This window comes from Actinacidiphila oryziradicis, assembly GCF_005047355.1.
GTDB classification, from domain to species: domain Bacteria; phylum Actinomycetota; class Actinomycetes; order Streptomycetales; family Streptomycetaceae; genus Actinacidiphila; species Actinacidiphila oryziradicis.
Genome location: NZ_SUMC01000001.1, coordinates 339,519 through 362,145 on the forward strand (window position 1 = coordinate 339,519; position 22,627 = coordinate 362,145).

Annotated in this window: 17 protein-coding genes, 3 tRNA genes and 1 pseudogene; 8 read left to right on the plus strand and 13 right to left on the minus strand. The window is 69.3% G+C overall.

What is annotated here, in order from left to right; translation table 11 throughout:
* Positions 1 to 211: 211 nt before the first annotated feature.
* From FCI23_RS01570 to FCI23_RS01580, 3 genes are all read left to right on the plus strand, one after another.
* Positions 212 to 559 (plus strand): hypothetical protein, encoded by a 348-nt coding sequence (locus tag FCI23_RS01570; protein WP_136721572.1) that lies wholly within the window; start codon positions 212 to 214, stop codon positions 557 to 559.
* Positions 560 to 725: 166 nt separating this feature from the next.
* On the plus strand, positions 726 to 1,280 hold the full coding sequence (locus tag FCI23_RS01575; RefSeq protein ID WP_136721573.1) for a bifunctional DNA primase/polymerase: 555 nt from the start codon (positions 726 to 728) through the stop codon (positions 1,278 to 1,280).
* A gap of 18 nt (positions 1,281 to 1,298) precedes the next feature.
* A tRNA-Lys gene (locus FCI23_RS01580) sits at positions 1,299 to 1,372 on the plus strand.
* 57 nt (positions 1,373 to 1,429) lie between these two features.
* Here the strand turns inward: FCI23_RS01580 and FCI23_RS59175 are convergent.
* Both FCI23_RS59175 and FCI23_RS01590 read right to left on the minus strand, forming a co-directional pair.
* Positions 1,430 to 2,008 carry a metallopeptidase domain-containing protein gene (locus tag FCI23_RS59175; protein WP_246143206.1) on the minus strand — a complete coding sequence of 193 codons (579 nt, stop codon included), beginning with the start codon at positions 2,006 to 2,008 and terminating at the stop codon, positions 1,430 to 1,432.
* Between the two features lie 632 nt (positions 2,009 to 2,640).
* Positions 2,641 to 3,882 carry a M6 family metalloprotease domain-containing protein gene (locus FCI23_RS01590; protein ID WP_136721574.1) on the minus strand — a complete coding sequence of 414 codons (1,242 nt, stop codon included), beginning with the start codon at positions 3,880 to 3,882 and terminating at the stop codon, positions 2,641 to 2,643.
* Positions 3,883 to 4,222: 340 nt separating this feature from the next.
* Here FCI23_RS01590 and FCI23_RS01595 point away from each other — a divergent pair, with 340 nt between their 5' ends.
* Positions 4,223 to 5,953, plus strand: a complete 1,731-nt coding sequence (locus FCI23_RS01595; protein WP_407645899.1) for an EAL domain-containing protein — start codon at positions 4,223 to 4,225, stop codon at positions 5,951 to 5,953.
* A gap of 123 nt (positions 5,954 to 6,076) precedes the next feature.
* On the opposite strand, the gene FCI23_RS01600 is transcribed toward FCI23_RS01595, so the two are convergent.
* Together FCI23_RS01600 and FCI23_RS01605 are read right to left on the minus strand one after the other, a co-directional pair.
* Positions 6,077 to 7,186 carry an LLM class flavin-dependent oxidoreductase gene (locus tag FCI23_RS01600; protein ID WP_136721576.1) on the minus strand — a complete coding sequence of 370 codons (1,110 nt, stop codon included), beginning with the start codon at positions 7,184 to 7,186 and terminating at the stop codon, positions 6,077 to 6,079.
* A 26-nt stretch (positions 7,187 to 7,212) separates the two neighbouring features.
* The gene (locus FCI23_RS01605; RefSeq protein ID WP_136721577.1) at positions 7,213 to 8,679 is read right to left on the minus strand and encodes an NAD-dependent succinate-semialdehyde dehydrogenase; all 1,467 of its coding nucleotides are present in this window, start codon (positions 8,677 to 8,679) and stop codon (positions 7,213 to 7,215) included.
* Positions 8,680 to 8,972: 293 nt separating this feature from the next.
* Between FCI23_RS01605 and FCI23_RS01610 the strand changes: the two genes are divergently transcribed.
* A complete protein-coding gene (locus FCI23_RS01610) occupies positions 8,973 to 9,728 on the plus strand; it encodes an IclR family transcriptional regulator (RefSeq protein ID WP_136721578.1) in 756 nt (251 codons plus the stop codon).
* Between the two features lie 103 nt (positions 9,729 to 9,831).
* Here FCI23_RS01610 and FCI23_RS01615 read toward each other — a convergent pair.
* Both FCI23_RS01615 and FCI23_RS01620 read right to left on the minus strand, forming a co-directional pair.
* Positions 9,832 to 9,905, minus strand: a tRNA-Lys gene (locus tag FCI23_RS01615).
* A gap of 15 nt (positions 9,906 to 9,920) precedes the next feature.
* Positions 9,921 to 10,976, minus strand: a complete 1,056-nt coding sequence (locus tag FCI23_RS01620; protein WP_136721579.1) for a helix-turn-helix domain-containing protein — start codon at positions 10,974 to 10,976, stop codon at positions 9,921 to 9,923.
* A 242-nt stretch (positions 10,977 to 11,218) separates the two neighbouring features.
* Between FCI23_RS01620 and FCI23_RS56095 the strand changes: the two genes are divergently transcribed.
* Both FCI23_RS56095 and FCI23_RS01625 read left to right on the plus strand, forming a co-directional pair.
* Entirely contained in the window at positions 11,219 to 11,365 is a 147-nt protein-coding gene (locus FCI23_RS56095; RefSeq protein ID WP_169316656.1) for a hypothetical protein, read from the plus strand.
* A gap of 227 nt (positions 11,366 to 11,592) precedes the next feature.
* Positions 11,593 to 11,666, plus strand: a tRNA-Lys gene (locus FCI23_RS01625).
* A gap of 66 nt (positions 11,667 to 11,732) precedes the next feature.
* Here FCI23_RS01625 and FCI23_RS01630 read toward each other — a convergent pair.
* The 5 genes and pseudogenes from FCI23_RS01630 to FCI23_RS01650 all read right to left on the minus strand — a co-directional run bounded on the left by FCI23_RS01630 (position 11,733) and on the right by FCI23_RS01650 (position 17,288).
* Positions 11,733 to 14,159: a beta-glucosidase family protein gene (locus FCI23_RS01630; protein WP_136721580.1), complete on the minus strand. Its 2,427-nt coding sequence runs from the start codon at positions 14,157 to 14,159 to the stop codon at positions 11,733 to 11,735.
* Between the two features lie 185 nt (positions 14,160 to 14,344).
* A pseudogene (locus FCI23_RS01635) lies at positions 14,345 to 15,837 on the minus strand (M1 family metallopeptidase).
* A gap of 209 nt (positions 15,838 to 16,046) precedes the next feature.
* Positions 16,047 to 16,307 carry a hypothetical protein gene (locus tag FCI23_RS01640; protein WP_136721581.1) on the minus strand — a complete coding sequence of 87 codons (261 nt, stop codon included), beginning with the start codon at positions 16,305 to 16,307 and terminating at the stop codon, positions 16,047 to 16,049.
* Positions 16,288 to 16,725: a hypothetical protein gene (locus FCI23_RS01645; RefSeq protein ID WP_136721582.1), complete on the minus strand. Its 438-nt coding sequence runs from the start codon at positions 16,723 to 16,725 to the stop codon at positions 16,288 to 16,290. Before FCI23_RS01645 ends, FCI23_RS01640 begins: the two co-directional genes overlap by 20 nt.
* Before the next feature lie 293 nt (positions 16,726 to 17,018).
* Entirely contained in the window at positions 17,019 to 17,288 is a 270-nt protein-coding gene (locus tag FCI23_RS01650; protein ID WP_136721583.1) for a hypothetical protein, read from the minus strand.
* A 224-nt stretch (positions 17,289 to 17,512) separates the two neighbouring features.
* Between FCI23_RS01650 and FCI23_RS01655 the strand changes: the two genes are divergently transcribed.
* Positions 17,513 to 18,538 carry a glycoside hydrolase family 6 protein gene (locus tag FCI23_RS01655; RefSeq protein ID WP_136721584.1) on the plus strand — a complete coding sequence of 342 codons (1,026 nt, stop codon included), beginning with the start codon at positions 17,513 to 17,515 and terminating at the stop codon, positions 18,536 to 18,538.
* A 71-nt stretch (positions 18,539 to 18,609) separates the two neighbouring features.
* Here the strand turns inward: FCI23_RS01655 and glxA are convergent, their stop codons facing one another.
* Complete coding sequence (gene glxA, locus FCI23_RS01660) at positions 18,610 to 20,547, minus strand: radical copper oxidase GlxA (RefSeq protein WP_136721585.1); 1,938 nt, start codon at positions 20,545 to 20,547, stop codon at positions 18,610 to 18,612.
* Positions 20,544 to 22,346, minus strand: a complete 1,803-nt coding sequence (locus tag FCI23_RS01665; protein WP_136721586.1) for a glycosyltransferase family 2 protein — start codon at positions 22,344 to 22,346, stop codon at positions 20,544 to 20,546. The genes glxA and FCI23_RS01665 overlap by 4 nt, the downstream gene beginning before the upstream one ends.
* Between the last annotated feature and the right edge of the window lie 281 nt (positions 22,347 to 22,627).

The window sequence follows — 22,627 nt, forward strand, 5'->3', positions numbered from 1 at the left end:
GGCTGGATTGTGCTGACGTTGTCGGCAGGCGTGCCGCAGGCAACCGCCGGGGCCCGGGGCAGAGCCCCGGTTTCGGGAAGGGGCGGGTCAGGGGAAAATTTAGCGTCGCGCATACCACGGGACGCCGCACCGCCTTGAAAAAACCCGTGCCGCGTGCCTACTCGCGGGCGGCGCGACAATGGAAGGCGCGATCACCTTTGGAGGTACGTACATGTCCGAGCCGCAGTCGGCTCAGCGCCGGATGAAACCCGCACAGTTGCTCTTCGAACCCGCCCAGGTCCTGGAGGACGAGGAACACTTCTTCGACCTGGAGTCGATGGACGACCCCCGCCATCTGCTGGCCCGCTCCACGGAGCTCACCCTGGCCTTCCGGGCAGCCGCCGACCGAGCGACGGAGTACCAGGCCATCGCGGCGGCGCAGCTCGCGGATCCCAAGCGTTTCGACCGGCTGACGAGCGCGGCGATCGCGGAGCGGGCCGGCTGGACGGAGGACTACGCGAGGAAGATGGTCGAGTTCGGGGTGAGCCTGATGAGGGACGGCTCGGACCGCGAGCGCTGAGCGACCGCAGTCACAGTCGTCACCGCAGCCACAGTCGTCACCGCAGCCACAGTCTCACGCCGTTGGCATATGCGTTCGGGTCAAGATAGCCGGGTGGAGCCGCCTGTGTCCCGAATTCGTCCGATGTGCGGAATCTGAGCACCGTCCGCCGGTAGTTGTATATGCCATGACTGATCGGCGACGGCATGCCTGGCCAGGAGACACCCAATTCGTCACTCTCGAGGGAGCAGCCTGGCTCGCCTCGGCCAGCGCCTTCCCGCGCAGCGTCCAGGCGCTGTGGTCAGCCCGTCCGACCGCGCCCAGCGTGCTGCCCTGCGGGACCGCCTTCGACGTGGTGAACGCGCCGGCGCTCTTCGGGCGCCGGGTCCTGGAGCAGCTGTGGTCCGCGGGCCCCGGCTCCGGGCCGGTGGCGGTGCACCGGGGCAGGGTACTGCTGCTGGCCGCCACGGGCACCGCCCAGAGACTCCCGGCGCTGCTCGGCTGGGAGGAGTGGGGCAGCGCGGTGCCGCCGCTGATGTGCCATGGCCCGGGGGACGCCGTGACCGTGCCGCCGCTGCGCGGCAAGGGTGACGGCTCGGCGTCCTCGTCGTCGCGCTGGCTGGTCGCGCCGGACACCCGGCAGCCATGGCTGCCGGGGGCGGATGTGCTGCTCTGGGCGTGCATCCGGGCGGTCCGGACCGGCGGGGATATCGATTTTTGCTCCTCCGGGAGCGGGTGCTAAGGTCTACGACGTCAGCAGGCGCCGCTAGCTCAGTTGGTTAGAGCAGCTGACTCTTAATCAGCGGGTCCGGGGTTCGAGTCCCTGGCGGCGCACAGACGGATGAGGGCCTCTCGCGGAAGCGGGGGGCCTTTGTCGTACGCGGTGCGCGGTCATGGCCTCCGGGTGACCCGGACCGCCCACTCCCCCGCCGGGCCGCGGCCGAGCACCTGCACGGTCAGGCGGGCCGCCGAGTCGTGGAAGCGCTCGCCCGTGCGGAAGGGGGCGTCGTTCAGGGAGTTGAAGGAACCGCTGCTGTAGTCGCAGGCGCTGCTGCCCGGGTGCGCGTCCCTTACGGTGACGGGCCCGCGCCCGGAGTCGACGTCGGTGCGCACCTGGTAGACGAGCACGCCGGTGCGGCACGCCCCGTCGTCGTTGCCGAGTGCGTCGCGCACCTCGATGACGTAGGCCCTGGTGCGGCCGTAGGGGATGACGACAGCCTTCCGGCCGCCCGGTATCTCTACGGGGCTGAGGGTGAAGGTGCGTGCCGCGGTGGCCGGTACACAGCCGATCTGGGCGTCGTCCAGCCAGCCGAGGCGCCATTTGTGCCAGGCGAGGAGGTCGCCCTGGAGGCCCCAGTCCAGGGAACATGCTGTCCCACTGGCCGGCGAGGCTGTCGGTGCGCTGGAAGTCGTCGGCGGCGTAGAGGTCGGGCAGGCCGAAGATGTGGCCGTTCTCGTGGCTGAGGACACGGGAGCCGGAGTGGTCGTGGCCGTAGATCAGTGAGACCCGGTCGAGCCGGGTGCCGTCGGTGGTGGTGGCGGCGGAGGCGCCGGTCCAGGTGACGGAGAGCACGGACTGGTCGGCGGCCGGGCCGGCATTGGGGGTGACCAGCACGTTCACCAGGTCGTAGCCGCGGAAGCCGACCGACTTGCCCACCGCTTTCACCAGGTCGCGCATCATCGCGGTGTGCGCGCCCCAGCCGTAGCCGCGCCCTATCCGGTAGGCACTGAACGGCCGTGGCATCCGCAGATACCGCGGCACCGGGACCGACCGGTACCGCAGCCGCCCGTACGAGCTGCGCGTGAACCAGCGCTCTACGGCCGGGAAGAACTCCGCGTACCGCTCCCGCGCCGAGTACGGCGCCTTCGCGTCCGGGAAGTCGATCATCAGCGTCAGCGCCCGCACATTGCCTGTGGGCCGGGCGAACTCACGGCTACGGCCCGAGGGGAACCCTTCGGACATCGCGGCGCCCGGCGCCGCCCGCAGGGCGCACGGCCGTCCGGCCGGGGGCGGCCCGGCGGCGGACTCGCCGTACGGGACGGCGGCGCCGCTGCTCGCGGTCAGCAGAAGCACCGCGGCCAGGGCGGCCACCCTCAGCGAATCAGACATCGCTGACCCTGACCGACCAGGCGCCGTCCCGCGTACGGTTCGTGACGGTTATATGGGTACGGCCGAAGACGTACGAATCACCCAGCCCCAGGGGGGCGTTGGCGAGCGGCGGGTAGACGGAGGTGCCGAGGCAGGCGGAGGTCTTGGGGTGGGCGTCGAGGACCTCGACGGGGCCGTCGCCGGACTGGAGGTCGGAGCGTACGCGGTACAGGAGGACGCCCTGGGTGCACAGGCCGGCGTCATTGCCGAGGGCGGCGCGCGCCTCGATGGCCAGTGCGCTGTCGGGTCCGGTCCGCAGGACCAGCAGCTTGGTGCCGCCGGGGACTTCAAGGGGGGTGAGTTCGTGCCAGCTGGTGCCGGTCCGCGGCACGCACCGCACCTGGCCCTGGGTGAGCCAGCCCAGCCGCCATTTGTGCCAGGCGAACGGGTCCGGCGCCAGCCCGAACTGGCTGCCCATGAGGTCCCAGTCGCCGACATGGGTGTCCCAGTCGGCGTGGCTGCCGGCGGGCGGGCGGTAGTAGAGGTCGGGCAGGTCGAAGACATGGCCGGTCTCGTGGGCGAGGACGTTCCGGTCCGGCGGGTGGTTCTCGAAGAGCGTCACCAGGCGCCGGACCACCGTGCCGTCGGCGTGGATCGGCTCGGCCAGGTTGACGACCTTGGTGGCGTCCGAGTCCACGCCGGGGGCGTGCGGATCGGCGACGAGGTAGACCATGTCGTACGCGGAGAAGTCCACGCCCCCGTCGGCCGCCGCGATGGCGTCGTGCAGATAGCGGGAGCGGCGCCCGGCGTCCCAGTCGCGCCGGATCTCGTACGACGACGAGGCCGCGGGCATCCGGAACCAGCGCCGGACGGCGTGGATGCGCAGCGAGAACCTCCCGTACGAGGCCCGGTCGAAGAACCGCGAGGTCGCCGGGTTGTAGTCGGCGGCCACCTCCCCGGCGCCGAGCAGCGGCCCGGAGTCCGGGAAGGACAGGAAGACCATCACCGCGTCCAGGCTCTTGCGGGGCCGCGGATAGGCGGAGTCCCAGCTGTCGGTGCCCTCGGAGTGGTGGGCCCGGGTGCGGGGCAGCGCGCACGGTCCGCCGGACGCGCCGGCCGCCGCAACGGTCGCGACGTACGGCGCCGGGACCGCGACCAGCGTGCAGGCGATGAGCGCGGCGAAAACACTCACCCACGCGACGGCCGCACGCAGCGCGCGCCGGTGCGCTCGTATGGGTACGCCTCGTCGCCGCATGTGGACCTCCCGGGGGAGTCAGGACACCCACATCACGTTGCTATGCTTTGTTGGCTTATGCCCGTTTCTATTACTCCGACAGGATGACTGTCTGACCGCTACGGCGCGTAATTATCGGTCGCAATCGGGCGAATGAAATCGACAGACGCGCAAGACAAGGCATGCGCCGTCGCACAGACGTCGTGCGTGCGCTGCTCGCGCCCCTCGCGTGCCGAGAATCACCACGACAGCGGTGGCCCTGACACTCCAAGAACCTCTATGATCGCCACATTTCCAGCATGACTACCGCCTTCGGGCGGGCATTCGACAACTCGACGACCATGTGTGCGAGACGACTGAGATGCGGGAGACGATTATGGGCAGAGCTCTTGGCGGCCCTGGCGTCAGCCCTGGAACGACGCCCTCGACGATTACGCACAGTGATTCCGTGGCCCCTGAACGGGCCGCGGAGCGAACACCCGAGCGGAACTCCGAACGGGCGCCCGAGCGGACGCCCGCCGAGGTCCGCGACTACCGTGCCGCCTTCGCCGTCGCCCAGCTGCCGATGGCCCTGGTCGACCGCGAAGGCCGGGTTCTCGACGCCAACGGCGCCCTCGGCTCCCTGCTGGGCGCCGAACCGGCCTGCCTCACCGCCCTGCCCGCCACCGACCTGGTCGGCCAGGTGCATTCGGAGATGGCCCGCACCCCGCTGCCCAGCGGCGGCACCCTGCTCTCCATCCCCGACGACGGACAGCTGTACGCCCTCCGCGAGGAACTGCGGCACCTGCGGATGCACGACCCCGTCACCAGGCTCCCCAACCGTGCGCTCTTCTTCGAACGGCTCTCCACCGCCCTGGAAGCCGCCGGCAGCCGCACCGGCCGCATCGGCCTGTGCTACCTCGACCTCGACGGTTTCAAGGCCATCAACGACACCCTCGGCCACCGTACCGGCGACCGGCTGCTCGCCGCCGTCGCCGGCCGGCTCACCGAATGCGCCATCCGGACGGCCCCCGGCGGACACCTCGTCGCCCGGCTCGGCGGCGACGAATTCGCCGTGCTGGTCGAGGACTCCACCGGCACCGGGCAGGCGACCGACCTCGCCGAATGCGTACTCGCCGCCCTCCAGCGCCCGTTCGACCTCGCCGGGCAGCGCATCGCGGTCTCCGCCAGCATCGGCGTCGTCGAACGCGAGGCCTCTGGCACGACCGCCACCGGCATCATGCAGGCCGCCGACACCACCCTCTACTGGGCCAAGGCCGACGGCAAAGCCCGGTGGACCCTCTTCGACCCCGAGCGAAACGCCCACCGGATGACCAAGCAGGCCCTCTCCAGCACCCTGCGCCAAGCCGTCGAGCGAGGCGAGTTCATCCTGGAGTACCAGCCTCTCGTCGAGCTCGGCAGCGGCGACATCCGCGGCGTCGAAGCCCTCGTACGCTGGCACCATCCGAACTTCGGAACGCTGGGGCCGAATCGTTTTATCTCACTCGCGGAAGAGAACGGCGCCATCGTCCAGCTCGGACGGTGGGTTCTTGCCGAATCGTGCCGCCAGGCGCGGGAATGGCAGAAAAAGCACCCCGACGATCCGTTGTTCATCAGCGTCAACGTCGCTGTCCGGCAGGTCTGGGACTCGGATCTGGTGGCCGATGTCGCCGCCATCCTCGACGACACCGGGCTCCCCCCGGAGCTGCTTCAGCTGGAGCTGACCGAATCCGCGGTCATGGGCTCCGCCGGGCGTCCGCTCCAGGCGCTCCACGCCCTTCACGAAATGGGCGTACGCATCGCCATCGACGACTTCGGCACCGGGTACTCCAACCTGGCCTACCTGAGCCGGCTCCCCGTCTCCACCCTCAAACTTGACGGATCGTTTGTTCACGGCTTCCGGGCCGACGAACACCCCAACCCGGCGGACGAGACCATCGTCGAAGCGCTGGTGCAGCTCGCGCACCGGCTCGGGCTCACCGTCACCGCGGAATGCGTCGAAAACGCCGCCCAGGCGGAACGATTGCGCCGCATCGGCTGCGATACCGGGCAGGGGTGGCTCTACTCCCGCCCGGTCCCGGCGGATCGTATCTCCGCGATGCTCGCGCCTTGACGGCCTCTGGACCCCGGGTCATGTGCGGGTCGGTGGTCGGCGTTGTGCCCACCCTCCCCTGACCCTTCCCCAGCCCTCGGCTGGGGAAGGGTCAGGGGAGAAAGCGGCCGCAGGGCGGCCCCGTCAGGCCCGGGCCGGCAGGCCGTAGACGTCGGCGATGAGCTCGTAGGACCGCAGGCGCGCCGCAGGCGTGTGGGCGTTGGCGGTAAGCATGAGTTCGTCGGCGCCGGTGCGCTTGAGGAGCCCGTCGAGGTGAGCGCGTACGGCGTCAGGCGTGCCGTACGCGACGTTGGCCAGCCAGGAGTCGACGAAGTCGCGCTCGACGGGGCTGAAGTCGTAGGCGGCGGCTTCCTCGGGCGAGGGAGTGAGTCCCGGTCGGCCGGTACGGAGGCGGAGCATGCCGAGGGCGCCGGTGAGCACCTGGCGGTAGGCGTCCTTCTCCTCGTCGGCCGCGAAAGCGGATACGCCGATGAGGGCGTACGGCTCGGCGAGCACGGCGGAAGGGCGGAAGGACTCGCGGTAGAGGTCGAGCGCCGGGACGGTGTTCACGGCCGAGAAATGGTGCGCGAAGGCGAACGGCAGGCCGAGCTCGCCCGCCAGGCGCGCGCTGAAGCCGCTGGAGCCCAGCAGCCAGACGGCGGGGCGGTCCGCGGACTGCACGCCGCCGGGCACACTGCCCTGGACAGGGCCCGGTACCGCGTGGATACGGGCGTACGGGTGGCCGTCCGGGAAATCGTCGTCGAGGAAACGGGTCAGCTCCGCGAGCTGCTGGGGGAAGTCGTCGGCGGTCTCGCGGAGCCGGTCGCTGCGGCGGAGCGCGGCGGCCGTCGCACCGTCCGTACCGGGGGCCCGGCCGAGGCCCAGGTCGACCCGGCCCGGGGCGAGGGCCTCCAGTGTGCCGAACTGCTCCGCGATGGCGAGGGGTGCGTGGTTGGGCAGCATGACGCCGCCCGATCCGAGCCGGATCCGCTCGGTGTACGCCGCGAGGTGGGCCAGGATCACCGCGGGCGACGAGCTCGCCACCCCGGGCATCGAGTGGTGCTCCGCCACCCAGAAGCGGTGGAACCCGCGGGCTTCCGCCAGCCGTGCCAGCTCCACGCTGGTCCGCAGCGCGGCGCCGGCGGTCGTTCCGCTGCCGACGGTCGCCAGGTCCAGTACGGACAAGGGGACCGGTACGGTTGCGTCTCCCACTGGGGGTTCCTCCTCGGTTGCCAGGGTCGTCAACCAGGGCAACCGGAGTCCTTCTCCGCTTATTCCCTTCACACGTCGACTGCCACGTACTTCGTCTCGAGGTACTCGTCGATGCCGATCCGGCCGCCCTCCCGGCCCAGGCCGGACTGCTTTACGCCCCCGAAGGGCGCGGCGGGCGTGGAGACAACTCCTTTGTTCAGCCCGACCATGCCGGTCTCCAGCGCCTCCGCGTACCGGACGCCGCGCCGCAGGCTCTCCGTGAAGACGTAGGAGACGAGCCCGTAAACGGTGTCGTTGGCGAGCCGGATCGCCTGGTCGTCGTTCTCGAAGGTGACGACAGGGGCGACCGGCCCGAAGATCTCCTCGCGGAGGACGCGCGCGCCGGCGGGGACGTCCGCCAGCACCGTCGGGGGGTAGAAGTACCCGGGCCGCCCGGCCATCGGCTCACCTCCCACCAGCACCCGCGCACCGGCGCGCACCGCGTCCCGGACCAGGGAGTCGACCTTGTCGCGCCCGGCGGCGTCGATGAGCGGGCCGACCTGGACGCCCTCATCGGTGCCACGGCCCACGATCATGGAGCCCAGCCGGTCGGCGAGCCGGGAGGTGAAGGGCTCGGCGAGCGAGGCGTGGACGTAGATGCGGTTGGCGGCGGTGCAGGCTTCGCCGTTGTTCCGCAGCTTGGCGATGACGGTGCCGTCGACGGCCTTCCCGAGGTCCGCGTCCTCGCAGACGATCAGCGGGGCGTTGCCGCCGAGTTCCATGGAGGTCCGCAGGACATTGGCGGCGCTCTGTTCGATGAGCCGCCGCCCGACGGCCGTGGAGCCGGTGAAGGAGAGCTTGCGCAGCCTCCCGTCGCGCAGCAGCGGCTCGCAGACCTCCCCGGGGCGGGTCGTGGTCAGGACGTTGAGTACGCCGTCGGGGAGCCCGGCCTGGCCGAGGATCTCGGCGAGGGCGAGCATGGAGAGCGGGGTCTGGTGGGCGGGCTTGACGATCATCGTGCAGCCGGCGGCGACGGCGGGGCCGATCTTGCGGGTGCCCATGGCCATCGGGAAGTTCCAGGGGGTGATGAGGAGCGCGGGTCCCACCGGCTGCCGCATGACCCAGATCCGCCCGTCGCCGTCGGGTGCGGTCTGCCAGCCGCCGTCGATCCGGACGGCCTCCTCCGCGAACCAGCGGAAGAATTCCGCCGCGTAGCGGATCTCGCCGCGGGATTCGGCGACCGGCTTGCCCATTTCGAGGGTCATGAGAACGGCGAGTTCGTCCTGCCGTTCGCGTAGCAGCTCGAATGCCGCCCGCAGAATCTCGCCGCGTTCACGCGGGGCGGTGGCGGCCCAGCAGGGCTGCGCGGCGGCGGCGGTGTCCAGCGCGGCGAGCGCGTCATCGGCCCCCGCGTCGGCGACGGCGCACAGCGGCTGTGCGGTCGAGGGGTCCTCGACCTCGTACTCTCCGCCGTCCACGGCGGCGCGCCACTTGCCGCCGATGAGCAGTCCCTTCGGCACCCGCTCGACGGCGAGGCGTTCGTGGTGGCCGGTCATGGCAGCTCCCTGGCTCCTGGCGGGACATCCGGGACACACCGTGCCCTTCCAGGCTCGCACGGCGGATGCGTCACCGAAATTCGCGGGTGCATGCCTTAGGCATATGCCACTGTAGTGCGTTCCTGCATATACGCCCAAGGGGCTCCAGATAACTCGCCAACTGGCCCCCCGCGATAGCTATTTAGGGCTATCGTGGATTCCGGTCCAGCTGCCGGACCCGGGTAGCCGCGCCCGGCAGCGGTAACCACCAGCGACAGCAAGGACGCAAACGGTCACACCTGTAGGGGGCTACCGTGGCGCTTGAGCACCGACAAATCGCGCCGGTCTACGCGGTCCAGTACGCCCTGCGCGTACTGGAGACCGTCAACAAACATACGCAAGGTGTGGGCGCCGAGCAGCTGGCTCGGGAAATTGGCGTCCCGATCGGCTATCTGACCCACCTCCTCGCCATGCTCAGGCGTGAGCACTACCTGAGCGCACTGCCCGGCGGCGGGTACGCCGTGGGCGAGCAACTGGTGCTGCTCGGCAGCGCCACCCGTGACAAGGCACTCGGCGACAAGATCAAAGCGGTGCTGGCCACACTTCGCGACGAGGTCGGTGCCGCGGTCTACTTCAGCCGCTACTCCGACGGCGAGCTGCGGGTCGTGGACATCGCCGACGGGCCGAACGCGCCACGCGTCAATGAGTGGATCGAGTTCCAGCGCTCCGCCCATGCCAGCGCGATCGGCAAGTGCCTGCTCAGCCAGCTCGACCACGAGGCCCGCCGGGAGCACCTGTCCCGTCACAAGGTCGCGCGCTTCACCTCGCACACCATCATCAGCGAGAAGGTACTGCTGACCAGGCTGGAGACCCAGCCGCCCTCCGCCCCGGTCCTCGACCTCCAGGAATACGCGGTCGGCACCGTCTGCGCCGCCATTCCGATCACGATCGGCAACACCGTCGGCTGTCTCGCCCTCTCCCTGCCGATCGCCCAGGCCCACCGGCTCCGCCCGGCCGCCGACGCGCTCAACGAGCGGGCCGCGCCGGTCTTCCTGGCCCACGCGTTCTGACGGGTGCCGGTGCTTCGGACACGGTACTCACGGCCGCAGCGCTTACCGGGACAGATGCCTACGATGAAGGCCCCGCCTGAGGCGGGGGCCTTCATCATGTCTGTGCGCCGCCAGGGACTCGAACCCCGGACCCGCTGATTAAGAGTCAGCTGCTCTAACCAACTGAGCTAGCGGCGCCTGCTGACGCAGTAATCATACGTGGTCGCCGGGGGTGCTCGCGACCAGCGGCTCTTCGTCGTTCAGCCAGCCCAGCCGGACCATCTTCACTCCCGCCTGGAAGCGGCTCTCCGCCCCGATCTGCTGCATCAGCTCCGCGACGGTACGGCGGACGGTGCGGTCCGAGAGGCCGAGCTTGCGGCCGATCGCCTCATCCGTGAGGCCGGAGGCCAGCAGCCGGATGATCTCGCGGACCCGGGGACCGCCGGAGGCGGGGATGCCGCCGCCGTCCTCCGCGAACAGGTCGGACGAGGAGGCCCAGATGTGCTCGAAGACCTGGCGCAGCACGCCCACCATCGCGGGGCTGCGCAGCACCATCGCCGGCGGGCTGGCATCGGTGGTGACGTCGTCGGTCTCCGAGTCCGGGTCGAAGGTCGGGACGATGGCCAAGGTCCGGTCCACGATGATCAGTCGCATGGGGAGCGAGGTGGCGGTCCGCACCTCCGCTCCCTCATTGACCAGTTCCTTGAGATGAGCACGGACATACGGGATGGCCGCGGCCGAAGTCAGATGGATCGAGCGCATCTTCGCACCGCGCCGCAGGATCATCCTGTTGCGCTCGTCGCCGCCGGAGAGCCGTGCGGCCGGCAGGCGGCCGGGGTGCATCGACAACAGCTCCGACGTCGAGGTGAAGGCCGCCTCGTCCAGGATCGCCGACACCTGGGCGGGCTGGACCGCGACCTCGATCCGCGCCTCGGCGAGCTGCCGGATATGGACCGGCTGGAATTCGCTGGCTACCTGGACGAGGGCGGTGTGTGCACGCGAGACCGTGGCCAGCAGGTCCTGGGTGTGCTGTTGGCTGTTCTCCATCAGTTGGGCCATGGCGGTCGCCGGAGAGTGCACCGACCAGCCGCTCGCGGCGGTGGCGAACCGCTCGGCGAGGCCGAGGCCGGCCAGCACATCGAGTGCCCCCGCCAGCTCCCCGGAGGTCCAGCCCAGTCGGGCACACACCTCGTCCGGCACCCAATCGGCGTCGACCAGGGCCAACGCATACAGTTCCCGCGCCCGAGCGCGCACGACTCCATCGCTCACGAACTGCACCCCCAGTACCTCTCAACGCGGCCCCCGACCTCGATCAGGTTAAGGGGCAACACAGGCAGATGGACCCCTAGGGCCCCATCCCGTCCAGTCTGTCCGTATAGGGCCATGTCCGTTTCCGGAAGGCTGAAACGGCTGACCTGTGACTTGTCGTCCGACAGAATTCAATCAGCCGTACGGTTCCTCAGCCGAACGGCGCCCCGACCCGCTCTCACACCCCTGGAACAGGTCAACCCATGACTGCCATACGTCGTACCGCCCTCCGTGTCCTGGTGAGCATCGTCGCCACTGTCTCGGTGGGACTCATCGGCGCCTCCACCGCCGCCGCGGCCACCACGCCCGGCGATGTGGTCTGGAGCACACCTAGCGACGTGGTCTGGTAGATACCCCAAAAACCTTTCCTCTCCCCCCACGCTGACGGGCCCGGCATCCTCCCCCCTCTTGCCGGGCCCTTCAGCATGCCCTCATACAGATCGGTGGCGGGCCTGCCCCAGCGATTTTGCGCCAACCGAGGCAGCCGAGGACCGTCCAGGGGCACCGGGGGACCGCCCGGATCCCGGGGGTGGTCATCAGCGCCCGGGCCGGCCACGTATGATTGTTGCGTCAGCAGGCGCCGCTAGCTCAGTTGGTTAGAGCAGCTGACTCTTAATCAGCGGGTCCGGGGTTCGAGTCCCTGGCGGCGCACAGACATGATGAAGGCCCCCGCCTCAGGCGGGGGCCTTCGTCGTAGTCCGGACGTCGTACCGGACTTCAGCCGACCACGGCGGCATCCGTCAGCCGCAGATCAGCCGCGGAGGCGCCCAGGTACACAGTGCGGCGGCCGGTGCCGAGCACCCAGCGGTGGCGGGCCGGGTCCCAGGAGGAGAGCACCCGGGCCGGGATACGGAGGGTGATCTCCCGGGCCTCGCCGGGGCGCAGCTTCAGACGCCGGTAGCCGGCCAGGGCCGCCTTCGCCTGGGGCAGGGCGAGGTCCGGCGAGGGGCCGACATAGAGCTGGGGGACGTCATGGCCGGTGCGGCGGCCGGTGTTGCGGACGGTGAAGCGGACGCCCAGGCCGTGGCCGTCCGGGGAGACGCACAGGCCCGAGTAGGCGAAGCTCGTGTAGGTCAGGCCGTGGCCGAAGGGGAAGAGCGGCGTGACGCCCTCCGCGTCGTACCAGCGGTAGCCGACATGGATCCCCTCGCTGTAGCACTCCTCGCCGTCGACACCGGGGTAGCGGTGCGGGTCGCCGGAGACCAGGGTCCGGTCGTCGCTCACGGGGAAGGTCTGGGTGAGCCGGCCGCCGGGGTTGGCGTCGCCGAAGAGCAGGGCGGCGGTGGCGGAGCCGCCCTCCTGGCCCGGGTAGTACATCTGCAGGACGGCGGCGGTCCGCGACAGCCACGGCATGGCGCTGGACGAGGAGGTGTTGAGAACGACCACCGTACGGGCGTTGGCGGCGCTCACAGCCGCGATCAGGGCGTCCTGGTGGCCCGGCAGGGCGATCGTGGTGCGGTCCTGGCCCTCGGTGGCGTCCTCGTAGGCGAAGACGACGGCCGTACGGGCCTCCCTCGCCGCGGCGACGGCCGCCGCCACGTCCTCGGCACGGGAGGCGCTCGTCGTCCTGGCGAGCTTGAAGGTCCTGCCGACGGCGGCGCCGTCGGCGGTGATGTGCAGAGTGTGCCGGCCGGCCGAGAGCTCCACGCTCTTGCGACGGACGCTCAGCCCTTCCGGGGTGGTGGAGACCACGCCGCCGCTGAAGTACTCCCCGTAGCCCGCGGCGAGCGGGAAGAGTTCGGCGCCGTCGAGGAGGACCTTGGGGCGGTCGGCGTGGGCGCCGGTGTAGTGGATCAGGAAGGTCCACTCGTCGGGCGCGTCGAGGCTGATGTCCTCGTCATGGCGGTACGGGGCGCCCGCCGCGAGGGTCTGTTCCAGGAAGACCCGGCCGCGGAGGTCCTCGCCGAGCGTGTAGGAGACCCTCGCGCCGCACCCGGCGCGGGTGCGGATCGCGGCCAGCGGGGTGAGCGCCTCATCGGGTACGACATGGGCGCTGCCGCCGCCGCTGACGAACGGCACCTCTCCGGTCGGGCCGATGACGGCGACGCTGCGGGCGGCCTCGCCCGCCAGCGGCAGCGCCCCGTGCTCGTTGCGCAGCAGCACCGCCCCCTGGACCGCGATCTTCAGCGCCGTACGGGCCCCGGCGGCGGCGTCCCGCACCGGGCGCGCCGGAAGTGCGCCGCCGAGCAGCCCGAAGCGGTCCATCACCGACAGGATGCGGCGCACCGAGCGGTCGACGAGCGCCTCTCGGACGATGCCCGCGGTGACGGCCGCCTTCAGCGCGTCACCGAAGTTGATGCTGTCGGGCATCTCCATGTCGAGGCCCGCGGTAATCGCGGCGGCGGTGGAGTGGGCGGCGGACCAGTCGGACATCACCCAGCCGCCGAAATCCCATTGCCCACGCAGGACTTCAGTGAGGAGATAGCGGTTCTCGGTGGAGAAGTTGCCGTTGACCTTGTTGTAGGCGGCCATGACAGCGCCCGCGCCGGCCCCGACCGCGGATTCGAAGCCCCGCAGCTCGGTCTCGTGCATGGTCTGTTCGTCGATGACGACATTGATCGTCTGGCGCTCGTACTCCTGGTTGTTGAGAGCGAAGTGTTTGACGGTGGCGATCAGGCCCTCGCTCTGGATGCCGTGCACCTCGGCGGCGACCAGGTCGCTCGCCAGCAGCGGGTCCTCGCTGAACGTCTCGAAGTTGCGGCCCGCGTACGGGGTGCGGATCAGGTTGACCATCGGCGACAGCAGCACGTCCTGGCCCAGTGCCCGGCCCTCCCGGCCGATGACCCGGCCGTATTCGCGGGCCAGCTCCGGGTCGAAGGTCGAGGCGAGCACCACGGGTGCGGGCAGCGCGGTGGCGTGCGCGGTGACCCGGACCCCGGCCGGGCCGTCGGAGAGCCGCAGCGGGGGGATGCCGAGGCGGGGGACGCCGGGAATGCAGCCGGCCTCGCCAAGGGTGGCGGGGTCGGTGGCGCCGTGCAGGAAGGTGATCTTCTCGTCGAGGGTGAGTCGGGTGAGCAGGGTCTCGACGCGTCTTGCGGCGGCAGCGGGGACGGCGGCGGTGAGGCCGCCGGTGGCCGCTGCTGCGACCACGGCGGCTCCACCGGCGAGACGGAGGGTGGACCGACGGGAGATGGACTCGGACATGCCTTCAGTAACCGTTCCTGGGCAGTGGGCAGGAGGGTATCCTGGCTCACCGGCGCGTCCCGAACGGTCTTGGACGCGCTGCTAACGGTCCAGAAGTCACGGTGCGGCCCCTTCATCCCGCCGCGACGGCGAGCAACCACAACGGCGCGGCCCGGCGGTGTCGAACGGACCGCAGCCGGATCCGCCTACCCGGCATGTAGCCCTTCCAGCGTCTGCTGGATCTGGGTCCAGGACTTGGGCCGCGCGGCCGCGTCCGCCCGTTCGGAGACCGCCTTCGCCCCCAGCGCCGCCCCGGCGCTGTTCGTGCTCGGCCTGGACGCCGTGTAGAGCCATGTCTCGAAGAGGCCGCCCAGGTCCTTGCCGGAGATCCGCTCGGCGAGCGTGCGGAAGTCGGCGATGGTCCCGTTGCCGTACTGGCGCTCGGTCGGCCAGGCCTTGAGGATCCGGAAGAACGCGTCGTCGCCGACGGCGCCCCGCAGGGCCTGGATGGCGAGGGCGCCACGGTTGTAGACGGCGGTGTCGAACTGGTTCTCCGGACCGGGGTCGCCCGGCTTGACCGTCCAGAAGGGGTCGTCGGCCGGGTGGGAGGCGTAGGTGTAGTCGGCGATTTCCTGGGCGGTGCCCTCGTCCTCGTGCTCGGACCAGAGCCATTGGGCGTAGGTCGCGAAACCCTCGTTGAGCCAGATGTCGCTCCAGCGCTCCAGCGAGACGCTGTCGCCCCACCACTGGTGGGCCAGCTCGTGCACGACGACGGAGACGTTGGAACCGTTCCGGAACGCCTTGGGGCTGTAGAAGACCCTGGTCTGGGTCTCCAGCGAGAAGCTGCTCGGCACATTGGGCACGTAGCCGCCGGCCGAACTGAAGGGGTACGGCCCGAAGTAGCCGCTCAGCCAGTCCACGATCTCACCGGTGCGCTCGACGCTGGCGCGGGCGGCGCCGTCGTTGTCGCCCAGGTCGGTGCTGTAGGCGTTGACGATGGGGACGCCGCCCTCGCTGGTACCCGTCGTGACGTCGAACTTGCCGACCGCGAGGGTGGCGAGGTAGGTGGCCTGCGGCTTGTTCTCCCGCCAGTTGTAGCGGGTCCAGCCGGCCCGGGAACTGGACGAGACGAGCACTCCGTTGCTGATCGCCTGGTCGCCGTCGGGGACGAGCACCGAGACGTCGTACGTGGCCTTGTCGAGCGGGTGGTCGTTGCTGGGGAACCACCACCACCCGCTTCGGGCTCATTGGCGGCGACACCGCCGTCGGGGGTGCGCTGCCAGGAGGTGAAGCCGTACCGCTGCACCTGGGAGGGGATGCCGGAGTACCGGACGACGATGGTGGCCTGCTTGCCCTTCGCGAGCGGGGTGGCCGGGGTGATCTCCAGTTCCTGTTCGCCGGTGAAGGCGAAGGCGGCCTTCAGGCCGTTGACCCGCACTTCGCTGACGTCGAGGGCGAAGTCGAGGTTGAACCTGGTCAGGCCCTGGGTGGGGGTGGCCAGGAGGGTGGCGGTGCCCTCCAGTTCGTCGGTGGCCGGCTGGTACTTCAGCCGGAGGTCGTAGTGGGAGACGTCATAGCCGCCGTTTCCGTACGTCGGGTAGTACGGATCGCCGATGCCGGGCGCGCCCGGTCCGGCGTCGGCGGCCGAGGCCGGGATCGCCAACAGTAAGGCGGCGGCGCCCGCGACGACCGGGATCATTCTTTTGCGCACAGGGTTTTCCTCCAGCGCGAGGTGGGGGGGGAGAACGGACCCTCCGACGGTACGGAGTCCCTCTCCGCCCCTGCCATGACTTGGCGCACCTCCGCCACAGGAATTTCACCGACGGCAACGCCCCCGTCACGCCGGGGCGTCCGCGATCGCGAACGGCAGACCCGGCGCGGCCGCGCCGGGTCTGCCGCCATGGAGGGCTAGGCCTGGTGGGACACGGCGGCATTCCACTGGGCGATCCACTTGCCGTCGCCGAACTGCAGATTGGCCGTGCACTTATAGGTGTCACCATCACACTTCAGAGCCGTCACCGGCACAGGCGCGGCAGCGACCCGTGCCGGGACTGACGCGGCGGCCTGATGGAGGACACTGACATTCCACTGGGCGATCCACTTGCCGTCGCCGAACTGCAGATTGGCCGTGCACTTATAGGTGTCACCATCACACTTCAGAGCCGTCACCGGCACAGGCGCGGCAGCGACCCGTGCCGGGACTGACGCCATTCCACTGGGCGATCCACTTGCCGTCGCCGAACTGCAGATTGGCCGTGCACTTATAGGTGTCACCATCACACTTCAGAGCCGTCACCGGCACAGGCGCGGCAGCGACCCGTGCCGGGACTGACGCGGCGGCCTGATGGAGGACACTGGTATCCCACTGGGCGATCCACTTGCCGTCGCCGAACTGCAGATTGGCCGTGCACTTATAGGTGTCACCATCACACTTGAGGGTGGTCACCGGCACGGGCGCCGCGGCGGCCCGGACCGGGGCCACGGACTCCAGGGGCACTTGCGCGGCAGCAGCTGGGACGGCGGTCGAGGCCGTGAACAGAGCTCCCAGCCCCAGGATCGTACTGGCGAGCAATCTGCGAGCTGACATCTTTGTCTCTTCCTTTCAGTGGTCCGCATGGGCGCTCATCGCTGTGGCTTTGGCCGACGGCAGATAACCCTCTCCAAGCGGATTAATACGGATGACACCCACAGACGATATGATCAATCGGATGAATCGTCATATCGATTAGGCCGGACGGTTGACCACACCCCGTCGTGCCGGACTCCTGACCCACGGACCGACTCGTCGTATTGTATTTTTTCGCATCCAAGAGCTTCAAAAGCTCCTTGGTGTTTATGATTCTTTCGCTTTACTCGCTATAAGCGAGATGGATCGCCTCTTCAGGAGGCGGCAGGGCGCCATGACCCGCCTGGACTGCGGGAGTGATCCGGCGCGGCCGGGGGAGGCTGCGGCTGGCGACAGCCGACGGGCAACCCGGCGCGGAAGCGGACCAGGACGGCGCCTTCCAAGGCGTGGTGCACCTGGATGCCGTCCGCCGCCAGGCCGCAGCCGGCCAGGGCGCGGCGGAGCCGAGTGGTCCGGCACCGGGAAGAGGAAGACGGCTCGCCGGGCTGGTCGTAGCCGTAGTCGGTGACCGAGACGCAGAACACCGCCTGCGTCGTCGGGGCGTGGTCCTTCCTGGCGCCGCTCCTTCAGCCTAGGACAGGTGAACACACCCGGACCAGGGTGAGATTGACCGACAGTCACATATACGCCACTCAAAGCGATGATTCGGGCCAGGTATCCGGATCCGGGCCGTAATTCCAGGTTCCGATGGTGGGTTATGTCAGGATTGGCGACGACCGGTCTTATCCCGCCATCCAAGGGGGAGTGGATGCACGGAAGCGTCACCGGCTTGCGGCGAAAGGCCGCCTACTCGGTGTCCGCTGCGGCTGCCATGTCCATGTTGCTCACGGGGTGCTTCACCTCACCAGGACCGGGCAGGTCGTCCGCGAGGTCCCGTACAGCCGGCGCGATCGGCGCTCCGTACTGGGTCAATCCGGACACCAGTGCCGCCCGCCAGGTGAGCACGTGGGAGAAGGAGGGGCGGGACACCGACGCCAAGTTGCTGGAGCGGATCGCCGAACAGCCGGTCGCCGAGTGGATCGGCCCCGACAACCCCGAGGGCCAGACCCGCGGCTTCACCGAGGCCGCGACCGCCGCCGGGCGCACCGCGGTCATCGTCCTCTACAACATCCCGCACCGCGACTGCGGCCAGTACTCAAAGGGCGGCGCCTCCGACGGCGACACCTACCGCAACTGGCTCGACAAGGTCGTCGCCGGCATCGGAGACCGCCCCGCCACAGTCGTCCTGGAGCCGGACGCGCTCACCCATGTGGTCGACGGCTGTACCCCGGACACCTTCCACGAGGAGCGGTACGCCCTTTTGGCGTACGCGATCGGCAAGCTCAAGACCCAGCCGCACACAGAGGTCTATCTCGACGCCGGCAATTCAGGCTGGGTCACGGATCCCGCCAAGATGGTCGCTCCCCTCAATCGGGCCGGTATCGGGCAGGCGGACGGCTTCGCCCTCAACACCTCCAACTTCCAGACCACCCGGGCCAGCGCCGCCTACGGCATCAAGCTCTCCGAGCTTCTCGGCGGCAAGCACTTCGTCATAGACACCAGCCGCAACGGCCGCGGCCCTCTCACCGGCGCCCATGATGAGGCCTGGTGCAACCCGCCCGGCCGCGGCCTGGGCCATGTTCCCACCACCAAGACCAGCAATCCGCTTATCGACGCCTATCTCTGGATCAAGCGCCCCGGCGACTCCGACGGCACCTGCAAGGGCGGCCCGAAGGCCGGCACATGGTGGCCGGAGTACGCCCTGGGCCTGGCCCGCAACGCCTCGTCCAGCTGAGAAACCGGCCCGCGAGCCCCTGGTTCGCGGGCTCAGCGGGCCGGTTTCTCACCGCAGACGGAGTCAGCCCGCTACGGGACCTGCACCCACACCCCCGTCGACGGCGTGCCGTCCTCATTCGTGACGTGGAGCATGTACCAGCCCGACGGGACGAGCGACGGGTCCTCGGGGATCGTCACCGTGATGGATCCCTTGCCGCGCTTGATGTCGAGCGCGATGGACCGCTGTTCCACATCCGTGGCGTGCGTGACAGCGCTCGGCCGCATGAGCCGGGCCGTCCTGATGTGCGAGGCGTCAGCCGTCCGGTACGTGGCCGAGGCGCCGCGCGCGACCGTGGACGGCCCGCTGCCGAGCTTCGGCTTGGAGGCGCGGTAGAGGTACGGCGGGGTGTAGACCTCGATGCGTTTCTCGAAGAAGCCCGGCTGGGTGTTGTCCTTGTCGCCGTAGAGCGGGTTGGAGCCGAAGACGGCGACCCGTCCGTCGGGCAGGAGGAGTGCCTCGGAGTGGTAGTTGCGGCCGACGGCCGGGTCGGCCGCCCGCGCGAAGGAGTTCGTGGCGGGGTTGTAGATCTGGGCCTTGAGGATGTCGCTGGCGCTGCGGCCCCGGTAGTCCTTGGAGCCGCCGGTGGTGAAGACGGTGTCGTCGGGCATGAGGACGCTGTTGAGGTAGCGGGTGGGTTCGGGGAGGTCGGGGCCCTGGACGTAGGAGGGGTGGGCCTTGGTGAGGTCCACCACGGCAGTGCGCTTGGTCGAGGAGCGGGACTCGCCGACTCCGCCGCCGCCGAGGACCATGACCTTCTGGTCCTGGGCGGGCGGCAGCAGCACCGAGCTCGCGGTTTCGAGGTCCTTGGCGTCGGTGAGGCCGGGGACCTGCTGGAAGGAGTTGGTCTTGAGGTCCCAGATGCCGGGGACGCGGCCCTCGTTGGCGGGGCCGTAGCCGGCGTTGGCGCCGGTGTAGAAGATCTTGCCGCCCTTGGTGAGGAAGAGGGCGGGGTAGGTGGGGAAGTAGCGGTGGACGGTGTACGTCCACTTCCTGGTCTTCGGGTCGAAGATCTCGTTCTTGCCGGGGACGACCTGGCCGATGTCGTCGAGGCCGGAGACGGAGAGCACCTTGCCGTCGGCGAGGGTGACCAGCGTCGGGTACCAGCGGGCTTCGTTCATCGGGTCGACGGTGATGTAGCGCTCGGCGACCGGGTCGAATTCGTAGGCGTTCTTGAGGCCCTGGAAGTCCTTCTTGTCCATGCCGAGCTTTGTCGCGAGGCCGTAGAGGTTGTCCGCGTCCTTGCCCTGGAGGCCCTGGATCTCGTACTGGGCGGCGGTGTTGACGATGCCCTTGTCGCCCTTGACCTCCGACTCGACGAAGACCCGGGCGGAGCTCGCGGTGACCGTGACCTTGCCGGACTTGGCGTCGATGGTCTTCGTCGCGCGTTTGATGTTGATCGGGAAGTCGGCGTGGAACTTCTTGCCGTTCTCGTTGTTGACGAAGATGGTTCCCTGGGGGAAGGCCATGGGCTTGTCAGGGTTCTCGTTCTTGATGATCATCTCGCCGCCGGCTCTGGTGACATCGCCCTTGAGCTTCTCGTAGCGGGCGGTGCCGCCGGCTACCAGCAGATTGCCGTTCGGCAGCTGGACGTGGCCGGAGCAGAACATGTCCTTCGGGGTGTCGATCTCCTTGAAGGTGTTCCTCACCGGGTCCCACAGCACGCTCTGGAACGTCTTGGCCTTGAAGTTCTTCTCGTCGTTGCCGGATCCGGCGATCAGCAGGACCTTGCCGGTGTGCAGCAGGGCCGCGTGGATGGCGTTGATCTGGAGCTTCTTGGGGACACTGACGAACTGCCAGTGGCCGTACTTCGCCTTGTAGACCGGTTGGTTGATCTTGTACTCGTGGTACTTCTCCGCGGTGTAGCCGTAGATCACCGGGGCGTTCATCCCGCCGACGACGCCGACCACGGCGGTGCCGAGGACAATTTTCCGTAACCGGCGGCTGGGCCGGAATGAGCGGCGGTTCATGAGGCCGAGCTCCTCTGCCGGCGCAGCGACAGGGACCATACGGCTATCGGCGCGACGGTGAGGACGAGCGCGAGCGTGGCCCAGGTGCGCATGGCGACGTGGGTGTGGTTGTTGAAGAAGCTGGCGGCGAGGGAGCCGCCGAAGACCAGCATCCAGAAGAGGTGGATGCGGAAGGTGGAGAGCAGCCGGTCGGGGCTGGCCGAGTCACCCTTGGGGGTGACCACGAACTTGCTCTTGCGCCGCAGCACCGCGTCCAGCAGGGACCGGGCGTAGATCGGCGCGGAGAGCGCCGACATCACCATGCCCGCCGCTCCGGAGGAGCCCTCGGGTTCGTGCGGGCTGACGTTGTGGCGGCGGTTCCAGACGTAGAGGCCGATCTGGAGGGCGGCGGCGTCGCTGTAGAGCATCATCCACACCTGGGAGTTGATCTGGATGCCGGAGGCGCCGAACCCGAGGAACAGGGCGCAGCTCAGCCCGCCCAGGATCCAGTTGACCGCCGTCATCGGGTAGTAGACGACCATCAGCGTGTAGTTGAGCAGCTTGCCCGGCGACAGCGTGAACGGCACCTTCCAGAACTGCTTGATCAGCGTCTCGTAGGTGCCGCGGCTCCAGCGGAGCTGCTGGGTGAAGAAGTCGGTCCAGGAGCTGGGGCCTTCGCCGACGGCGAGGACGTCGGGGGTGTAGACCGAGCGCCATTTGCGGCCGGTGGCGGGGTTGCGGTGGCGGTGGAGTTCGAGGCCGGTGGCCATGTCCTCGGTGATGGAGTCGTAGAGGCCGCCGATGCCCTTCAGTGCGCTGATCCGGACCGCGTTGTTGGTGCCGACGAACATCGGGGCGCCGTAGGCGTTCCCGGCTCGTTGGATGAGGGCGTGGAACAGGAACTGCTGACTCTCGGCGGCCTTGGTGACGGCGGTGTCGTAGTTGCCGTAGACCTGCGGGCCGACGACGAAGGCGATGTCGGGGTCGCGGAAGTAGCCGAGCATCCGCTCCAGGAAGTTCGGGAGCGGGATGTGGTCGGTGTCCACGCAGGCCATGAAGTCGTAGTCCTCGCCGTAGGCCTCCAGCCATGCGTTGTAGTTGCCGTGCTTGGTCTTGGCGCGGAACGAGCCCTTGGGCTGGTTCCACTCGGGTATGCCCTTGCGGGAGAAGTGGCGCACCCCGAGGTGTTCGCAAAGGTCCTTGACGGCGGGGTCGTCGCCCTCGTCGAGCAGCCAGATGTGCAGCACACCGCGGTGCCTGAGTCTGACCGCGCCTTCGAGGGTGGCGCGCACCATCTCCATGGGCTCCTTGCCCGGGACGAAGGTGGTGATGAAGGCGACTCTGGTGCCCTGCTGCGGGACCACCGGGATCGGGTCGCGGGCGACCAGGGTGGCGTGCGCGTTCGAGGTCACATTGACCAGCCGGAAGAATTCGAGCAGGCCGATCGAGACCAGCATGAACGTGTCGCAGGCCCGCATCCATCCCGGGGCGTAACTCCGGTGGGTCCAGTGCGCGGGCTGCATCAGCCAGGCCAGCAGCACCGCGGAGAGCACGGGTGCGGCGCCGAGCAGCAGCGCGGCACGGATGCGGTGCGGCTCGTCGGCGAGCAGGCTGCGGTACCGGACGCGGTACGGGCGGTCGGCGGGCGGTTGGGTGAGCGGGCCGGCGAGCCGGCTGTAGTGCTCGTAGTCGTATCCGGGCGGTGCCGGGCGCGGCTTCTGCAGTGGCGGGCTGTGCGGTGCGCGCGGCGTCCGCTGCGGGATGACGGGCACGGCTGAGTCATGGGCGTACTGCTGGGCGCCGGTCGGTGTCGGCGGCATAAGAATGCTCCCCCCGAAGCATGTGTGCCGTGGTTAACGGCGGTGGCGTTCCCGGGAAGCTGCGGCCCCCCGCCCCCGGGATGAGCATGCGTGATGAGTTGCGGTCCGATTGTCTGAGTGAGGCTGGCTTTTGACTCACTCAACGATCAGTCCGCCGCACGGTAACGCTCGATCTGACCCCCTCACCCCCACCGGGACCGCCCCCGGCCCGGTGCTCAAGACACTGATTCCACCCGAAGAGTTACCAGATGAAATGGTATCGGGCACTTCGGCGCATACGT